The organism is Nostoc sp. LEGE 12447 (genome assembly GCF_015206985.1).
Lineage (GTDB): Bacteria > Cyanobacteriota > Cyanobacteriia > Cyanobacteriales > Nostocaceae > Nostoc.
The window spans coordinates 40,007-57,420 of the sequence record NZ_JADEXT010000001.1 but is presented as its reverse complement, the minus strand read 5'-3'; the positions used below and the strand labels follow the sequence as shown (position 1 = coordinate 57,420).

Sequence of the window (17,414 nt, the reverse complement as noted above, 5' to 3'; positions counted from 1 at the left end):
ACTAGCTATTAAGATAGAGTTCTTGCTTGTTAGTTCTAACTTTTTGTTGACAGAAAAACATTCAACAAAATTAAACTCTTGTGTTGTCAGAAAAGCGGATTTTTAGATAGTCATCTTCCATCTTTGCCCCTCCTGGTTGTAGTGCTGCTAAGGCTTGTGGCAAAACTAAGTTACGACGATGGTTGCCAATAGTAATGTTTAATTCGTCTCCGGTTTTACTTAGTTGAACTTGGTCTTTAGGAATACCAGGTAAATAAATTTCTAAGCTGTATTGGTTTTCCTCTTGCACGACTCTAAGAGTAGTTTCTTTGTAATAAACCTGAGTCGGATCTTCATCTTTATAAAGAGTTTCCTTGAGGCGTTCCAATGCAGCTAATCCACACATTTCTTCAGAAAATAGGGGAACTTCTTTCACTGGTAGAGGGTGGAAATTATCATGAATTTCCTGGCGATATTGTTCCTGACTTTCCTTCCAACGTTGGAAAAAGGGATCTTGGACAACGCTTGGAATAATCCGATTAGCCACTACTAAATCTGTTGCAACATTATACAAACTCAAATAAGCATGGGCACGCAGAGACTCTTTAATCACCATCTTCTCAGGATTGGTGACTAGACGCACTGAGGTTTGGGTATTGTCTGTTAATACTTTTTCTAGAGCTTCAATTTGTTCATAAAACTCATAAGGTGCATCCATTACCTCTTTATCGGGTAGCGAAAAACCAGCAATTGGTCTAAAAAAAGGTTCAACTAGAGGGCGAAGTGCTACCGAGATGTTTTGAAATGGTTTGTAAAAACGGCGCATATACCAACCACCAACTTCAGGTAGACTCAGCAAGCGCAGTGCAGTGCCAGTGGGGGCTGAGTCGATAATTAATACATCAAACTCACCTTCATCGTAATGGCGTTTCATCCTTACCAAACCAAAAATCTCATCCATGCCTGGCAAAATCGCCAATTCTTCCGCCTGTACGCCGTCTAAACCCCTCGCCTGTAAAACTTGGGTAATGTAACGTTTTACAGCACCCCAGTTTCCCTCTAATTCTTGCAGCGCATCCAGTTCTGCGCCCCACAAATTTGGGCGAATTTTTTGGGGTGCGTGTCCTAGTTCTATGTCAAAACTATCAGCTAGGGAATGAGCCGGATCTGTACTTAAAACCAATGTCTGATAGCCTAGTTCTGCACAACGGAGTCCAGTTGCAGCAGCGACGGAAGTTTTGCCCACGCCGCCTTTACCAGTCATTAAAATTACACGCATAGATGCTTCTATCCTGCCTGAGAATTTTTTACATTTATTTACATTATCGACTGTTTAAGGAAAATAAATGTTGTCTCTAGGCATGAACAGCATCTAAATCTAGGGCGCGATCGCGGCAAAAGCCTTGCGCCCCTAGCGTCTGGTCTATTTACCTGAAAATCGCTGTAATTATCAGCCCGTTTCATTTTTAGAACTGCGATCGCAAATATCCACATCCACTTTAGAGGATGTTTGAAAAGTCATCTTGCCGGTATCAAAAGTTCTAGATTCTCCTAAATACCCCCTTAAAAATGTGGGTTAGTGGGAACTCAAAGTGCCTAAAGTCACAGCAAAACACTTTTCAAACAACCTCTTAGTCTCACCACAAAAGCTACTAAGCTGTTATGCAAATAAGATTGCACATCAACTGGTGAGGTTGTCCTTTGTCCTTGGTAAACACAAATGACTAATGACTAATGACGGTCTACACGGAAAATATTGCAATATGTAGGCGCGTTAGCTTAGAGGCTTTGGAAGTTCTCCAAGAGCGATCGCTTTGCTTACTTTTTATTCCAGAGGCTTAAAAATGCTTGAGAGATAGCTGGGGTAATCTGACTTTGTAAGTGATTTAGTGCATCACGATGGTTTGGATTGTTGTCGTCATAATAAATAAACAAATTTGTCAGCTTGACAATCTCAGGATTTTGGTCGTTTGTCCCTCTCCATTTGTTAGTAACTTTGTGTAAAACGTCCTTGGGTAGGTTTTGTTGTAAGTTATTTAACGCTGCGATGTAAGAAGGATTTTGAGGATTCTTTTTGAATTGGAAGCACAAATCTATCAGCTTGAGTTGTGATTGTGGCGGGGTTGGAGGCTTATCTGTCAGGTTAGGCTGCTGTAGAATTTGACGCTGTTCAAAAGTGGCAATGCCATTTTCAGTTAAACCCTGAGATTTCTGAAATTTCTTGACTGCTGTATAAGTGGCTGGCCCATAAAAAGGCTTGTCTGGAGGAATTTCGGCAGGGGTTGCAAAACCGTGAAACTTCAATCTATTTTGAAGCCCTTTGACTGTCTCTTCCATTACAGTTCGAGTTTCAGCATCAGCGTTACCATTTACCACAAGTTTTTTTGAGTACTGCTTCTGAAACTTTTTAATCGCTTCTTCAGTAAGATCGTCTGTCAATGAGTTGTTGTTGCGCTTCCAGGGAGCGAATTTAGTGAGATCCGGTTTCGGATCAATCTCAGGTGCTAAATATCCCAGCCCGATCAAGATATGACGGATGACTTCAGGGCTACTAATGGCCATGCTCTTCGATTCCTTTGCTACTAAACTACCATTTAATGTATCTGGTTTTACAAAAATTAAGTAAGTAGAGATAAATAAATCTAACATATCTTATTTGCAAGGCGTTCCAAAAGTTAAGCGATGTGTCACACCAAGTTGCTTTTCTAGAAGAGGTTCGGCGTAAGTAACTAAACACCTGGAAAAAGAAAAGTGGTTTTAAGTCTTGGTGAGCGATCGCGATCGCTTATTCTCAACTATTGATGATGATACTACGTGCTAAGGGCATACATCTTAAGTCAATACGGTTCGGTTGAAGGGGAAAGGGAAAAGGTTTTGAATACATCCTTTCCCCTTTACCCAGACTACAAGGAAAGTGAAAAATGCTTATCCGAACCGTATTGCATCTTAAAGTTACACACTCCTACACTTCGCACTCGTTCTGTAACGCATAAACGAAGCGTGAAAACACTTGATTGGTTGAATGTATTTTTAGCAGATATTCACGATCTATGGCTGCGATCGCAACTCTTGCCTTAATTTTCTTCTGGTTTTTCATGCGCGAAACTAAATCTACAGCCTATCCGGTAAGCTCTAAATCGGGGCTTGCTACGTTTAGGGAATAGAGCAATGGTAGTTTTGCGATATCTCGTGATTATTATCACCTACATCGGGCTAGGATTAGGATACTTGCCCGGGCTGCGGATGAATCGGGCGACGATCGCCATTGTTGGTGCTGCCTTGTTAATGGCATTGGGAGTACTAGATTTGCCTGCGGCGTGGGGTGCGATCGACTACAAAACACTAATTTTTCTATTTGGCATGATGGTAATCAGCGCCAATCTCGCCGCCTCTGGTTTTTTTCAGCTTGCCCTTGATTATACAATCTGCCGCATCCACAGCCCATTTGGATTACTGGTGGTATTAACTTTTGGCAGTGGCATCCTCTCAGCACTTTTTCTCAATGATACGATTGCTCTAATTTTGACACCTTTAGTAGTTGGTATTACCCAGTTACTCAAGCTTAAACCTATCCCCTATTTGCTGGCGCTAGCAGGTGCAACTAACCTCGGTTCCGTTGCCACCTTGAGCGGTAATCCTCAAAATATCTTGATCGGTTCCTTTTCTGGCATTAGTTATCTAGATTTTGCGAAAGCCTTAACACCACTTGCGTTGATTTGTTTGACGATTCAGGTAGGTTTATTGTGGTGGTTATATCCAGAGGTGCGATCGCTTCGTCCTTACTTAAAAGTAAAACCCGCGCGTTATCACATCTTCAAGCCACTGTTAATTAAAAGTCTATTGATTACCACCGGATTACTAGTAGCATTTTTAATCGGAATTCCTACTGCTGAAGTTACCTTAATTGCCGCCGCACTATTACTGGTAACGCGCCGCCTCAAGCCTGAGCGAATTTTACAAAAGGTAGACTGGGATTTGCTATTAATGTTTTGTGGACTGTTCATCCTTACCGAAGGTGTACAAAAACTTGGTTCTTTAGAATGGCTTTCTCGTTTTGTTGACAATCCCTTGAGCATTTTAGGGATAACAGCTTTGCTATCAAATTTAGTGTCGAATGTACCGGCTGTACTGCTACTACATCACCTAATTCCCCATCCCGACACCCGCACTTGGCTACTACTAGCGGCGGCTTCAACACTAGCAGGAAATCTCACCCTACTGGGTTCGGTGGCAAACTTGATTGTGGCGGAGGCTGTTGCCAAACAGGGATATCGACTCACTTTTGGGGAACATTTGCGATTTGGGCTACCGCTAACTGCTATCACCTTGATGCTTACCTATTTTTGGATTGCTTAAAATCATCAATAGACATAGGAGTGAAAATGAATATAGAGACGTAGCAGTGCTACGTCTCTACAAGGATTCTGGATAACGCATATTTAATTTCTAGAAATGTCTAATGAAAATCGTGATGTAACATATAAATACATAAATGTAGTATAAATATACCAATTACAAGCAAATGAGTGATTCTCGCCTCGTCAAAATCAGCAAATATCTCAGCAAGCATCTGCGACATGCACCGGATGCAATTGGGATTAAACTTGCTCCTGGTGGTTGGGTTGCTGTTGATGAATTAATTACCGCTTGTGCTAAAAACAAGTTTTCGATTACCCGTCAAGAATTAGAGGCGGTAGTAGAATCTAGCGAAAAACAACGTTTTTCTTTTGACTCAACAGGTACTCTGATTCGGGCTAACCAAGGACATAGTGTAGAAGTCGATTTACAATTAGAACCTGCTGTTCCCCCAGATGAGCTTTATCATGGCACGGGACACAAATCTGTAGATTCAATTATGGAAACAGGACTTTGCAAAATGTCACGGCATCATGTCCATTTATCAAAGGATATTGCAACAGCACAAACTGTTGGTGCAAGACATGGAAAACCAGTGGTTTTTGCTATATCTGCTGCCACAATGCATCAGGCAGGTTACATCTTCTATTGTTCTGATAATGGTGTTTGGTTAGTGGATCGTGTACCACCTGAGTATCTCCAAAAAATTTGAATTTTCATCAGTTGTTAAGAGTGATTTAAAAAGAAACACTTGTAGAGACCGCGATTTATCGCGTCTCGAAACCCCAAACTTTTGCCAGTAGCCCTTAAATGAACCATATTGGGTTATAAAGATAGCAATCACTTATGTATAGATACAAAAAAGTCCGCTTTCGCGGACTTAAATAAGGGCTTCTGTCACTTTTTCGGCTACAATCATGTATGAATCATGATGCTTTTATTGTTAATTATCGACCAAAAAAAATCAAGATATTTCAGCTAAGATAATGGACATATTTACTGGAATTATATCTTTTTACAAATACTCAAACTGATTAAATTTTAATTGTATAAAATAACTTTTATTATTATTTTATTTTCATAAAAAACGAATTCATAATAACACGAATTGACTTAATTCCAAAAGTATATTTGGACAAAATCCAGATATATATGTCTTTTGAAAGTTCAATATTTACATGGCTTTTAGATTAAAAATGTAAAGGTGGTCAGGTATAACAGCCCCAGGAATGAATTCCCAGTCCTGGGGTTTTATTATGCGATCGCATAGAAAAATGGATTTAATATCATGTCCGGCTAATTAGTTATAATTTCCGCATCTGTGCAAAAACCTGAAAACCCTTTCTCCTCCTGCCCCCTGCCCCCTTGCAGTCTTAATGATAAGTCTTTAACCGAACATGATATAACCCCAACAAAGGAGAAGTTTCCCTTGTTTTTACAGCGCTTATCATGCTTATTCTTCCGTATAGCGGCGCGGCGTATAAACCCAGAAATTACCATCACTGCGTTTGATGGTTCGGGTTTTTGTGGAACCAACGAGAATAATTGTTCGCATATCAGCGCTTGCTGGTGCTAACTGCTCAAGTGCGATCGCTTTCACCGTTTGTCCTGGTCTGCCAAGATTCCGCGCCAATACTACTGGGGTATCCGGTGTTCTATGTCGCAGCAAAATATTTCTCGCTTCTGCCAGTTGCCAAGTACGTTCTTTGGAAACAGGATTGTAGAAAGCGATTACAAAATCAGCCTCGGCAGCAGCAGCAATTCGTTGTTCGATCGCAGACCAAGGCTTCAAGATATCAGAGAGGGAAATAGCACAGAAGTCATGTCCAAGGGGCGCACCAATAGCTGCTGCTGCTGCCTGCATAGCTGAAATACCTGGTGCTACATGAATATCGATATTTTCCCATTCGGGTTTGGCATAGCGATCGCACACTTCAAAAACTGCGGTTGCCATTGCATAGATACCAGGGTCGCCAGATGAAACCACAGCGACATATCGCCCAGATGCAGCCAAATCAAGGGCCATTTTTGCCCGTGCTTCTTCTTCACGGTTGTCAGACTCATGCCGTTGCTTGCCATCAGCCAGAGAACCGATTAAATCTAAATAAGTTTTATAACCTACGAGGTCAGTTGCCGACTTGAGTATCTCCTTCACTTCTGGAGACATCCATTGCGATCCACCAGGCCCCGTGCCAATAATCGCTAACCTTCCGCGTGGCTGACCGATAGTGTTGAGGTCAATTGGTTGGGGGGCAATTGCGATCGCAACATCAGAAGATAAGGAAGATAATGGAGATGTGCCTGTGGCGGCGATCGCAGCTGCTTGGGCAGGGCTATAACCTTGTGATAACAGACTTTCTAGCTGATTTGGGTTAAAAAAGCGGGCAGGTACTCCCAAGGCGCTAGCTACAGCATTAACTGCGGGATTGGCGGCGGTGATGGGTGCAAATATCCCGGCGACTGATGTTTTTTCTAGTTTGGTATCAACTAGTAGCTGCTCTACTAAAGCTACTGCATCATCAATGATGCCATTAATTGCGATCGCTACAGTTTTTGGGTGATAGACAAGACAGTTGGCTGTAGGAGTTACCAAACGTTCCGTAACTTGGATGGTCAAATCTCCATTGGGATTTATGGGTAATTTACTATCGCTCAACCAAGGTGCTATGCCTTCTAGTCTGACTTCTGCCCCAGCTAGCACATCTGAAATAAATTTCTTAGCATCGTCTGGGTTTGCTAAACGGTATCCGTTGGGAGGAGACAAAAGCGTTGTACCCAAACGTAAATCACCTGTAGTTGTAATTGCAGGTTTAACATCAAGCGCTTCGGCAATGCGGCGGGCCAAATCGTTTACCCCACCAAGTCCACCCAAGAGGGGAACAACAGCACTACCATCTTCAGCCACAGCTAACACAGGTGGTTCCTGCTGTTTATCCGAGAGTATGGGAGCTAGCGTCCTAATTAAAATTCCGGCGGCACAAATGCCAATTAGCGGCGTTCCCTGAGCAAATAACTCGCGTAACGTGTCGCCAAAATTAGTAAAGCTGACATCCACTCCCGATGTGCGACCCGCTAGACCGTATAGCGTCGCTCCTGGTAGAACGCTGATTATTTTGCGTGCTACTGTCACGCTATTTTGACCTAGTACTACAATGGCGGGTGCAACGTTCATGATCATAAGTAGATATCTTGCAAAATTCGATATCCTTCAAATGAAACCACAGATTTAGTCATGAAAAAATCATAACTGTCGTTCAATACTTATCCCGACTTGATTAGAAAGGGTTTCCTTTTTCAAATCTTTGTCGTTGCAATGCTTCTTCGTACCACTCTAATTCATCCAAAAATTGACCGACTCTCTTCGTCAAAGCGATCGCCTGTGAAGTACCTGCTTCATCCAGAGATTCCCCAATTTTGGAGATGGCAAAAATACTTGAAATCGTAGTCATTCCCATCTCTGACAGAAAAGAACGTAACTGTATGGCTGCCCGTACTCCTCCAAAGCCACCAGCTGAGTAAGAAACAATACCAGCCGGGCGGAAAAAGTATTCTTCTAAATAGTGATCCATCAGGTTGCTCAACCCTGGCTGAATGGAATGGTTATACTCTCCCGCAACAACTACAAAACCGTCTGCTGTTCGGATATGTTCTGCCAGTTCTTCCATCTTTGCAGGAGCATGACCTGTATCATACTCCTTATACATCCGGTCTAAAATGCCAAAGTCATACTCCTTTGCATCGACAAAAATCACCTCATGGTTTCTTTGCTCAAGCTGATTAATTATGAATCTGGCAGCTTTGATGCCCTGGCGATCGCTCCTGTAGGAACCATAGAAGACTACTGTTTTAAAGCTCATGATCAATAATTTTTAACAATGTCTAGCCACAAGTTGAATTTACCATCTACTTACAGCGTCAGATTGCAACAAGCTGATGTGTGTTTAGACATTTGGGTAATTAGGGCTACGCCTACGCATTTCCTGAAATTAAAAAATGCGTAGGCGTAGCCCGTCGTAGACATCGCTTCTTATTTCAATTAGCTTTACGCTCTTTAAGGACTTGATCTAGCAAATTTCTTGCAGGTTGGGCTTTAGCCAACGCTATTTGATGGTCATTATAAGCCCGCACAAGGCGAGAAAGACTGCTCACACCTGACTTGAGTTGCTCAAGTTCTTCACCAGCAACTAATTCGCCATCAAGCATCCGCCCAATTAACGGTTTGATGTCGCCTACTTCCTGCCGAACTTTTTGGAGCTTTTCTAGACTACTCAGCAAGGTTTTGAGTGAGTTCAAGATGTCGTCAATATCCTGCACATCCTCTACTTGTTCCGGCAAATCTTCAACTTTGACTGTATCTTCATCTGAGATTGTAGGCAATTCCTGTGCAGACATTTCAGTTTGAACCCCGTTTGACCGTGCCATTGACGCTTCCTCAAGGAATTTTCCTTAGTGTATCGCTGATTTAGCCTATGTTAAGCAATTTCGCCATAGCTAACCGTTGCAGTTTCCCCGTAGCACCACGAGGTAGTTGTTCCAAAATGTGAATTTGTTTCGGAACTTTGAAGTCTGCCAACATAGTTGAACAGTGAGCTAAAAGTTCTTTTTCGCCAACTTCTCCCTTGAGGACAACAGCAGCGTGGATATCTTCACCTAAAGATTTGTGGGGGACAGCAAAAGCTAAGGCTTCGGCGACGGCGGGATGGCGAAGCAAAACATCATCCACTTCTAAGGGAGAAATTTTTTCCCCACCCCGATTAATCAATTCTTTAATGCGTCCAGTTAAGCGGAGATAGCCGTCTGCATCCACAGTACCCTGATCTCCTGTACGGAACCAACCGTTTACAAAAGCTGTGGCGTTCGCTTCTGGGTTGTTTTCGTAACCATCAATGACATTAGGCGCTTTTACCACCACCTCGCCCAAGCTTCCCTGAGATAATAGGTTGCCTTCGGAGTCCATAATGCCGACATCCACACCAAAGCCATAACCTACACTACCTGGTTTCCGCACTTTTGGCGGTAAGGGATTGGTGGTCATTAAATGGGATGCTTCAGTCATGCTGTAAGATTCCACCACAGGAGCATTGAGAGTTGCCTCCAACTGTTCAATAATAATCGGGGGCAAGGAGGCGCTACTAGAGCGAATGAAACGAAAGGGGTTAGCTTTGACAATTTCTGTGTTACGGCTAGCGCGGGCCAAAATTGTCTGGTGCATGGTTGGCGCTGCGGAGTACCAAGTAGGTTTGTAGGTATCTACTAGTTTCCAAAACTCTAAGGCATTAAAACCATTAGGGCAAATTAGTGTGCCGCCTGATGCTAAAGTTGACAGCAAACAACCTACCAATCCGTGAACATGGAACAGGGGCATTAAGCAAAGTGTAGTATCAGATGCTGTGAGTGAGTAAGCACCAATGATGTTGTTGGCTGAGGCGATTAAGTTGCGATGACGAATCGGCACACGTTTCGGACGGCTGGTAGTACCGCTAGTGTGGAGAATCATAGCCAGATCGTCGGCGTTGGGCGCTGCGGGATTTGATGATTCAATTGGTTTTGAGCCTGTTTTGACTAATTCAAAGCTCAATGTACCGTCAGTATTTACCTTGGCATTAATCACCATCATATTGGGTGTGACGGCGGCGATCGCTGCTTCTGGTTCATCAGACAAGGTAATCAGTGCATTTGCCTGAGTATCTTCGTAGTAGTAGGCAAATTCGTCTTGTTTGTATTTGGGATTTAAGGGTGCAGCAGTACCACACAGGGCGGCAGCCAAAAAGGTAATAGCCATTGGTGAACCGTTAGTCATGGCAATGGCTATGCGTTCTCCCTGTGTCAATCCAAAGCTGTTGAGTTGGGATACGAGTTCAACAATATTCTCGCGTAATTGCTTATAAGTCAGCGATCGCCCCCCAGGTGTAACGAGGGCTGAATGATTATCTTCCCCTGCTAAAAGCTCAAATAAGTTCATTAAAAACCTCCAGATTAGTAAAGTTGGGCATTAGACATAGGTTATTAATGCTTCTCGCTCATTTCCTTTTTTTCATTAAAAAGTATTGTGCTTTTGTATAATATCAACCATTATTTGATTTCTTTTGGTAATAACTTAACGGCAAAAAACAAGAGCTAAAATTAAGTCAAGAGTGTATCTGTCGTTACTAGAAATCAGAAAAATATTTTTCAGCAACTAAACCCCATCAATAAAATATGGATCGTCGGAATTTTCTAAAGTATGTCACTTTAGCAGGATCTAGTTTTGCTTTAACGAGTTGTGTTCAAGGCAAAAATTCCAAATTGCTGGGTGAGGTGTCTCCCTCAGCGTCGCCTGTAGCGGTAAATGAACCTCTCAAGGTGGGATTTGTTTATGTGGGCCCTGTGGGTAATTTTGGTTGGACTTATGCCCATGATTTAGGTCGCAGAGATATGGAAGCCAATCTTAACGATAAGGTAAAAACTACCTTTGTCGAAAATGTCAATGAAGGTGCTGACGCTGAAAAGATAATTCGCCAACTAGCATTAGATGGTAACAAGTTGATTTTTACCACTTCCTTTGGGTATATGAACCCAACAATTAAAGTCGCTAAAGAATTTGGTGATGTTATTTTTGAACACTGTGCAGGATACAAACGTGCTGCCAATGTCGGCACTTATCTAGGACGTTTTGAAGAACCGCGTTACTTAACCGGTATGATTGCTGGCAAAATGACAAAATCAAATGTAGTTGGTTTTATTGGCGCATACCCAATTCCAGAGGTGATTCGGGGAATTAGTGCATTTACACAAGGAATGCGTTTAACCAATCCCCAAGCAAAAGTTAAGGTACTTTGGGTACAAAGTTGGTACGATCCAGCTAAAGAAAGAGAAGCAGCTATTGCTTTGGTCAATTCCGGTGCAGATGTACTGACGCAGCATACCGACTCTGGCGCTGTTATCCAATTAGCTGAGGAAAAAGGCATTTATGCTTTTGGCTACAACAGTGATATGAACAAGTTTGCTCAAAAAGCCCACCTGACATCAATTATTAACAAATGGGGCAAGTTCTATACAGATAAAGCCTTAGCTGTAATGAGTAATACTTGGAAATCTCAAAACGTTTGGGATGGCATTGGTCAAGGAATAGTGGATATTTCGCCGATGAATCAGGCGATTCCGGTAGAGGTACAACAACTAGTGAATGCGAAGCGCGATGAGTTTATTCAGGGTACTGCACATCCTTTTGATGGCCCGGTGAAAGACCAAAAAGGGGTGGTGCGAGTCCCAAATGGTAAGGTGTTGGAAGATCGAGGACAATTGGCGATGGATTGGTATGTTGAGGGAGTTGAAGGGTCAATTCCCCAGAGGAAACTATAGTAAGCAATTTTAGCGTTAGCGTATAACTTAGCGTCTTATAGAGAAACGGCAATTATAGGAGAAGTTCAGATACTACCCTACGAATTATCTATGATCCATGCGATCGCAAACCGCTATAGAGAGTTAAGAGTAAAAAGTTAGGAGTTGGGAGTTATTCTTTTCATCTCACTTATCCCCCCCTTTCAAGGGCAGGTTTTTAGAAAAGGGTAGAAGATAGAATAAAACATCGTGACATAAAGCAGGTCATGAACGAGTATTCAGGTTTAAACAGCTGGATAGCGATCGTTAGCACAAAGCTACCACATTTAAGTCAGCCACAGGCGAAGGTACTGGCAATGTGGAGTAATGGATCTGGGAATGATGCTTTTCCCCAGGTCTAACAACAGTAGCAGTATTTTTAGCAGAACTACTGGGTGAGAAAGAAAATACAGTCCGGCAAAGATTGAGGGAATGGTATCGAGACGCAGGTGATAAAAAAGGTAGTCATCGGCAAGAAATCGATGTGAAAAAGTGCTTTGCACCAATGCTTTGTTAACAATCATCGCTGTTGAGAACGGAGGACGACAATAGACTAGGGGTATGCGAGGGCGGGGGAACCACCCAGTAACGCTACGACTTGTTGTCACTGCTGCAAACAAATACATACAACCTTGCACGGTTCTATGGTGTAGCGTTACTCTCTTCCTCACCATCGTCATTGTCCGTTAACAGTGTGTACGTTTACCGTCAGGGTAGGGATAGCGAGAATCCCTACCCTTTTTTCTGTCTTGCCGTCAACGGTAGAGATAACGCGTGTTACCGCTACTAATGCTACCAACGATTTATTTATGTTGGATGCAAGTCTACTGCGAGTGGAAGCAGGATGCCAGAGGTGTTTTTGTCTGTAAGTTATGCCAGGAACCGGACTTGAACCGGTGACACGAGGATTTTCAGTCCTCTGCTCTACCAACTGAGCTATCCCGGCTGGGGCTTTTGTGAGCCACGATTAATCAATGTAGCAAACATCCCAAAATATAGCAAGCCCTTGGAGAAAAAAGATTTATGCAGCTTTCAAATTCAACTTAAACCAGATGAAAACGGCTATAAATAGCAGGAATTGTACAAGAACAATACTTGGACCAGAAGCAAGGTTGAAAATACCAGAGACAATGATGCCAGCAATGCTGCTGATGGAACCAACTATGACCGATATGACTAAAAAGCGGCTAAAGTGGTGACTCATCAATTTGGCGGTGGAGGCGGGAATAACCAAAAAAGCGTTCACTAGTAAAACGCCGACAGCTTTAATCGCTACGGCAACGGCGAGTGAAAGCAAAACCACAAATACATAGCGGTACAATTGGACGGGAATGCCTTGGACTTGTGCTACATCAGGGTTAAGGGTCAATAAAATTTGCTGTCGCAAGGTTGATAGTAAAAATATGCTACCTCCTACAAGTACTAACAGCGTCAAAATCAAATCTGTGGTATCGATCGCTAGAATATCCCCGAACAGCACAGCCATCAAGTTACCGCGATATCCTTTAATCAGGCTAGTGAGAATCACACCGATCGCTAATGCCCCAGATAGCACTATGCTAAGGACACTATCGCTACCTAAATCGGTTTTGTCGATGAAGTAGAGGACAATAACGCCGAAAACCAAGGTAAAAGGTAACAGCATCCAAGTCGGATTTATTTGGAGTAGTACACCTAATGCCACACCTACTAATGCTGCATGACCAACGGCGTGGCTGAAAAAGGACAACTGGCGCAAGGTGACAAAACTACCCAACATCCCGCCAAGTATTCCCATTAACACAGCACCGACGATCGCACGCTGCATGAAGGGGAATGTTAACAAGCTTACCAAGTCATTACTACTGGCGATCGCAAGCCAAGCTATCTGACAATCATTGAAGAAATCCATATTTATAAGCTTTAATGTTGGTGCTGGTAACGGCTGAAACCTGGGCCGTATGTTGCTAACAGGTTTTGCGGTGAAAGGGCAATTTCCGGTTTACCAGTACAAACAATGCTTTGGTTCAGGCAAAGCACGCGATCGCAATGGCGATTTACCATATCAATATCATGGGAAACTTGTAATACCGTCCAACCCTCCTCTCGCTTTAATTCATTTAGCAAAGCGTAAAAATCTGCTGAACCTTGCACATCAACACCAGCAAAGGCTTCATCGAGTACCAAAAGTTTCCGAGGCATTACCAAACAATAAGCTAATAAAACCCGCTTGAGTTGACCACCACTAAGAGTACCAATAGCTTGATGCTGTAAATGATAAGCATCGGTTCGCCGTAAAGCTTCTACTACTGCTGCCGATTTTTCTCTGTCTTGTTTCCACAGCTTGGAGAAAAATAAATCTCCCTTTTTTCCTTCCTTTGCCCATCCCAGTCCCACCAATTCGCTAACAGAAATAGGAAAGCTGCGGTCAAAGATGAAATTTTGCGGCATATAGCCCAATAAATGACGCAAACGCCCCAACCTTGCAATTGGACGACCGAAAATTTCAATCGTACCAGCACTTCGAGGTATCAAATCTAAAACCGCTTTTACTAAGGTACTTTTACCAGCACCATTGGGGCCAACAATAGCTGTATCTGTTCCTGGCAACAATTCAAAAGAAACATCTCGAACAGCTAAATAACTACCTTGATAGACAGTTAATCCTTCTACTTTTAAAATAGCAATATCATTAGTCATTGGTTCTTAGTCATTAGTCATTAGTCATTAGTCATTGGTCATTGGTCATTAGTCATTGGTCATTAGTTTTTACAAAGGACAGATGACAAAGGACAAATGACAAACCTATTTACACGACGTTTCCAAAATTTGTAAGTTAGCTTTCATTGCCTTGAAATAATGCTGCGGATCTGTTTCGCCAGTTTCCAGTGAATCCAGAGAACGCAAAGTTAATTTCAAGTCTTTTGAGAGGCTACTTAGGAGTTTATTATCTACTCCTGGTTCACTAAATAAAGCTTTAACTTTGTACTTTTTAACAGCATTGACGGCATTTTGCACATCAGTTGGTGAAAGTTGATCTTCGGGAATTTGCACCACAGCAACTTGCTTGAGGTTATAGCGTTTGGCTAAATAGGGAAACGCATCATGAAAGGTAATAAAGGTGCAACTAGGAGTTTTTTGTAAAGTCTGTTGAAATTCATTATTTAAACTTTCTAATTCTTTAATATAAGCCGCAGCATTTGCTTCATAAGTAGCTTTATTTGCCGGGTCAGCAGCAATTAATCCATCCCTAATATTAGTTACCTGTTGTTTTGCCAAAACTGGATCTAACCAAACATGAGGATTACCTTGGGCGTGTTCGTGGTCTTCTTTCTCCTTCGCTGTTTTTACAACGGGTGAAATTTCATTTAAGGGTTTAATACCTTTGCTGGCATCAATTTCAGCTAGTTTGGTATTTTCGGCATTTTTAACAGTATTTTCCAGAAACTCCTCTAAACCTAAACCATTTTTTACTAACACATTCGCAGTTGCGATCGCTTTGACATTTTCTGGTGTCGCTTGGTATTCATGTACCTCCGTACCAGGCGGCACTAGAATTTCTACATCTGCGACATTCCCAGCTACTGCCTTAGTAAACAAATATATCGGCAAAAATGTCGTCACAACTTTAGTTTTTCCTAACTGTGCTACTGGGGTAGATGCAGTCGCCTGTGCTTGCGGTGACTGTTCAGGTATTGTTCCCTGATTCGGATTCGATTGTCCACAGCCAGCAATCATCGACAACATTAGTAGAGTCATCATGGACATGCCACTTCTTTGTCTTCCTATGATCAGCCCTTTGCCATTGATCATCACGGTGTTTTCCTCCTCAAAATGGATGCAAGTCTATAAGACTTATTCTAAATTTTAGACTATAATAATTCTCATTCTCATTCCCAATACATAATATCATTCTCAGTTTCCTGTGTAATGAGTAACAACAAAACTTTGTCAGATGGTACAGTCCTCTGCAATTTAGTTTTCCTTGAATAATTAGGATTTCTTGACTTTTTTTGTTAAAAAGGTTGTCTATTTCTGATAATATTACTGACAAATATTTGCATGAAATACACGTTAAAAAAACGTGCTTTGGGTGTGAATTGAAGATCAGTGTGAGGAGAAAAATGCAAAATTTCTGTAAATATCTGCTAGTTAGTCCAGCAGTCTGCTGTGCAATGCTATTTGTGAATACTGCTGCATTTGCAGGTGAAACATCCGCTACGTCTGAAATCAATCAACCGCAAGTTTTAGCTAGTCCAGACACAAACACTCAGATAACGGGGCAAGTTACTTCCGTATCTCAATTTTCTGATGTACAACCCACCGACTGGGCATTCCAAGCATTGCAGTCGTTGGTTGAGCGCTATGGCTGTATTGCAGGATACCCAAATAGTACTTATCGCGGTAATCGCGCATTAACGCGATATGAGTTTGCGGCTGGTTTGAATGCTTGTCTCGATCGCGTTAACGAACTTATTGCTACAGCCACAGGCGATTTAGTTAACAAACAAGATTTAGCCACATTACAAAAGCTGCAAGAAGATTTTTCAGCAGAACTGGCGACACTCCGAGGCCGTGTAGATGCAGTAGAAGCTAAAACTGCTGAATTGGAGGCGAATCAGTTCTCAACCACAACCAAACTGCAAGGACAAGTTGTTGCTGTCGTTAGCGATGTTTTGTCAGGAAATACAGTTAACGGTGCAGAAATTACAGACGAAAATACAACTTTAGGGGTTAGGGCGCGGATAGAACTTGTGACCAGCTTCACAGGGAAAGATACGCTGTTCACCAGAATCCAGGCTAATAATATTCTCAGCCCTAATATTGGTACGCCAGAGGGTAACTTATTCTTTGCTGGCGAGGATGGTACTACTAATGCTGCGATAGATGCACTCCTCTACAGATTTCCGTTAGGCGAAAAAACAGAGGTTGTTGCGATCGCTAACGCAGGTGCAGCAGATGATATTACCAGTACTGTTAATCTCTTTGATGGTGATGGTGCTTTTGGTGCTTTATCCACCTTTGGTACACGCAACCCAATTTATGGCCAAATGAATGGTGCGGGGTTGGGAGTAACGCACGAGTTCAGTGATAAATTGGCACTGAGTTTAGGGTATTTGAGTGGTACAGCTAATGACCCTACACCCAATAATGGTTTGTTTAATGGATCTTACGGTGCGTTGGCACAGTTGACAGTTAAACCAAGCGATCGCATTACTATCGGTTTAACTTACATCAATTCCTACAACCAACCACTACTCACAGGTAGCAATGCAGCAACTCTTGCGCCCTTAGATATAGATGACAATGGTACGTTAGATTCCCGATTTTCCAGTAATTCTTATGGTGTCCAAGCATCCATCGGCATCACCGATAAGATAGTTTTGGGTGGTTGGGCTGGATACACCAACAGCCGCACCTTGACTGGAAACCGTGGAGAAGTTGATATTTGGAACTATGCCGTTACCCTCGGCTTCCCTGACCTCGGTAAAGAAGGAAGTTTGGCTGGTATTATTGCCGGTGTGGAACCTAGATTAACAAGTTCTAATATCGCAGGACTAGATACAGATCCCGATACATCCTATCATCTTGAGGCCTTCTACCAGTATAAGCTGAGTGACAATATCACCATTACTCCAGGGGTCATCTGGCTAACATCCCCAGATCATAACAATAACAACGATGATGTTGTGATTGGCGCACTGAGAACCACATTTAGTTTCTAATTTTAAAGATTCCCA

At 42.4% G+C, this 17,414-nt stretch carries 15 protein-coding genes and 1 tRNA gene; 5 read left to right on the top strand and 11 right to left on the bottom strand.

The genetic code is table 11. From position 1 onward, the window contains the following. Positions 1-70: 70 nt before the first annotated feature. A complete protein-coding gene (locus IQ274_RS00205; protein ID WP_193866997.1) occupies positions 71-1,258 on the bottom strand; it encodes a TRC40/GET3/ArsA family transport-energizing ATPase in 1,188 nt (395 codons plus the stop codon). Positions 1,259-1,797: 539 nt separating this feature from the next. Then, on the bottom strand, positions 1,798-2,628 hold the full coding sequence (locus tag IQ274_RS00200) for a peptidoglycan-binding protein (protein WP_163929619.1): 831 nt from the start codon (positions 2,626-2,628) through the stop codon (positions 1,798-1,800). Positions 2,629-2,853: 225 nt separating this feature from the next. Here IQ274_RS00200 and IQ274_RS00195 point away from each other — a divergent pair, with 225 nt between their 5' ends. The 3 genes from IQ274_RS00195 (at position 2,854) to IQ274_RS00185 (ending at position 5,047) form a co-directional block, all read left to right on the top strand. Then, complete coding sequence (locus IQ274_RS00195) at positions 2,854-3,057, top strand: hypothetical protein (protein WP_163929618.1); 204 nt, start codon at positions 2,854-2,856, stop codon at positions 3,055-3,057. 90 nt (positions 3,058-3,147) lie between these two features. After that, the gene (locus IQ274_RS00190; protein WP_193866996.1) at positions 3,148-4,335 is read left to right on the top strand and encodes an anion transporter; all 1,188 of its coding nucleotides are present in this window, start codon (positions 3,148-3,150) and stop codon (positions 4,333-4,335) included. A 166-nt stretch (positions 4,336-4,501) separates the two neighbouring features. Next, complete coding sequence (locus IQ274_RS00185; RefSeq protein WP_163929616.1) at positions 4,502-5,047, top strand: RNA 2'-phosphotransferase; 546 nt, start codon at positions 4,502-4,504, stop codon at positions 5,045-5,047. 741 nt (positions 5,048-5,788) lie between these two features. Here the strand turns inward: IQ274_RS00185 and cobJ are convergent. The 4 genes from cobJ to IQ274_RS00165 all read right to left on the bottom strand — a co-directional run bounded on the left by cobJ (position 5,789) and on the right by IQ274_RS00165 (position 10,297). Beyond that, positions 5,789-7,513, bottom strand: coding sequence for a precorrin-3B C(17)-methyltransferase (cobJ, locus tag IQ274_RS00180; RefSeq protein WP_193866995.1), 1,725 nt, complete (start codon positions 7,511-7,513; stop codon positions 5,789-5,791). Positions 7,514-7,610: 97 nt separating this feature from the next. Then, on the bottom strand, positions 7,611-8,192 hold the full coding sequence (locus IQ274_RS00175; RefSeq protein WP_193866994.1) for an NADPH-dependent FMN reductase: 582 nt from the start codon (positions 8,190-8,192) through the stop codon (positions 7,611-7,613). 175 nt (positions 8,193-8,367) lie between these two features. Further along, the gene (locus IQ274_RS00170) at positions 8,368-8,757 is read right to left on the bottom strand and encodes a hypothetical protein (RefSeq protein ID WP_012411090.1); all 390 of its coding nucleotides are present in this window, start codon (positions 8,755-8,757) and stop codon (positions 8,368-8,370) included. Positions 8,758-8,797: 40 nt separating this feature from the next. Further along, a complete protein-coding gene (locus tag IQ274_RS00165) occupies positions 8,798-10,297 on the bottom strand; it encodes an acyl--CoA ligase (RefSeq protein WP_163929613.1) in 1,500 nt (499 codons plus the stop codon). Between the two features lie 236 nt (positions 10,298-10,533). On the opposite strand from IQ274_RS00165, the gene IQ274_RS00160 reads away from it, so the two are divergent. Next, positions 10,534-11,676 carry a BMP family ABC transporter substrate-binding protein gene (locus tag IQ274_RS00160; protein WP_193866993.1) on the top strand — a complete coding sequence of 381 codons (1,143 nt, stop codon included), beginning with the start codon at positions 10,534-10,536 and terminating at the stop codon, positions 11,674-11,676. Between the two features lie 305 nt (positions 11,677-11,981). Here IQ274_RS00160 and IQ274_RS00155 read toward each other — a convergent pair whose 3' ends face one another. The 5 genes from IQ274_RS00155 to IQ274_RS00135 all read right to left on the bottom strand — a co-directional run bounded on the left by IQ274_RS00155 (position 11,982) and on the right by IQ274_RS00135 (position 15,486). After that, positions 11,982-12,368 carry a hypothetical protein gene (locus tag IQ274_RS00155; protein ID WP_193866992.1) on the bottom strand — a complete coding sequence of 129 codons (387 nt, stop codon included), beginning with the start codon at positions 12,366-12,368 and terminating at the stop codon, positions 11,982-11,984. A 199-nt stretch (positions 12,369-12,567) separates the two neighbouring features. Beyond that, positions 12,568-12,640: transfer RNA gene (locus tag IQ274_RS00150), tRNA-Phe, on the bottom strand. 75 nt (positions 12,641-12,715) lie between these two features. Continuing rightward, positions 12,716-13,585, bottom strand: coding sequence for a metal ABC transporter permease (locus tag IQ274_RS00145; RefSeq protein WP_193866991.1), 870 nt, complete (start codon positions 13,583-13,585; stop codon positions 12,716-12,718). Positions 13,586-13,596: 11 nt separating this feature from the next. Beyond that, positions 13,597-14,373, bottom strand: a complete 777-nt coding sequence (locus IQ274_RS00140; protein ID WP_114085699.1) for a metal ABC transporter ATP-binding protein — start codon at positions 14,371-14,373, stop codon at positions 13,597-13,599. 105 nt (positions 14,374-14,478) lie between these two features. Continuing rightward, positions 14,479-15,486 (bottom strand): metal ABC transporter substrate-binding protein, encoded by a 1,008-nt coding sequence (locus IQ274_RS00135; protein WP_193867249.1) that lies wholly within the window; start codon positions 15,484-15,486, stop codon positions 14,479-14,481. Positions 15,487-15,797: 311 nt separating this feature from the next. Here IQ274_RS00135 and IQ274_RS00130 point away from each other — a divergent pair, with 311 nt between their 5' ends. Next, positions 15,798-17,399, top strand: a complete 1,602-nt coding sequence (locus tag IQ274_RS00130) for an iron uptake porin (RefSeq protein WP_193866990.1) — start codon at positions 15,798-15,800, stop codon at positions 17,397-17,399. Positions 17,400-17,414 lie beyond the last annotated feature (15 nt).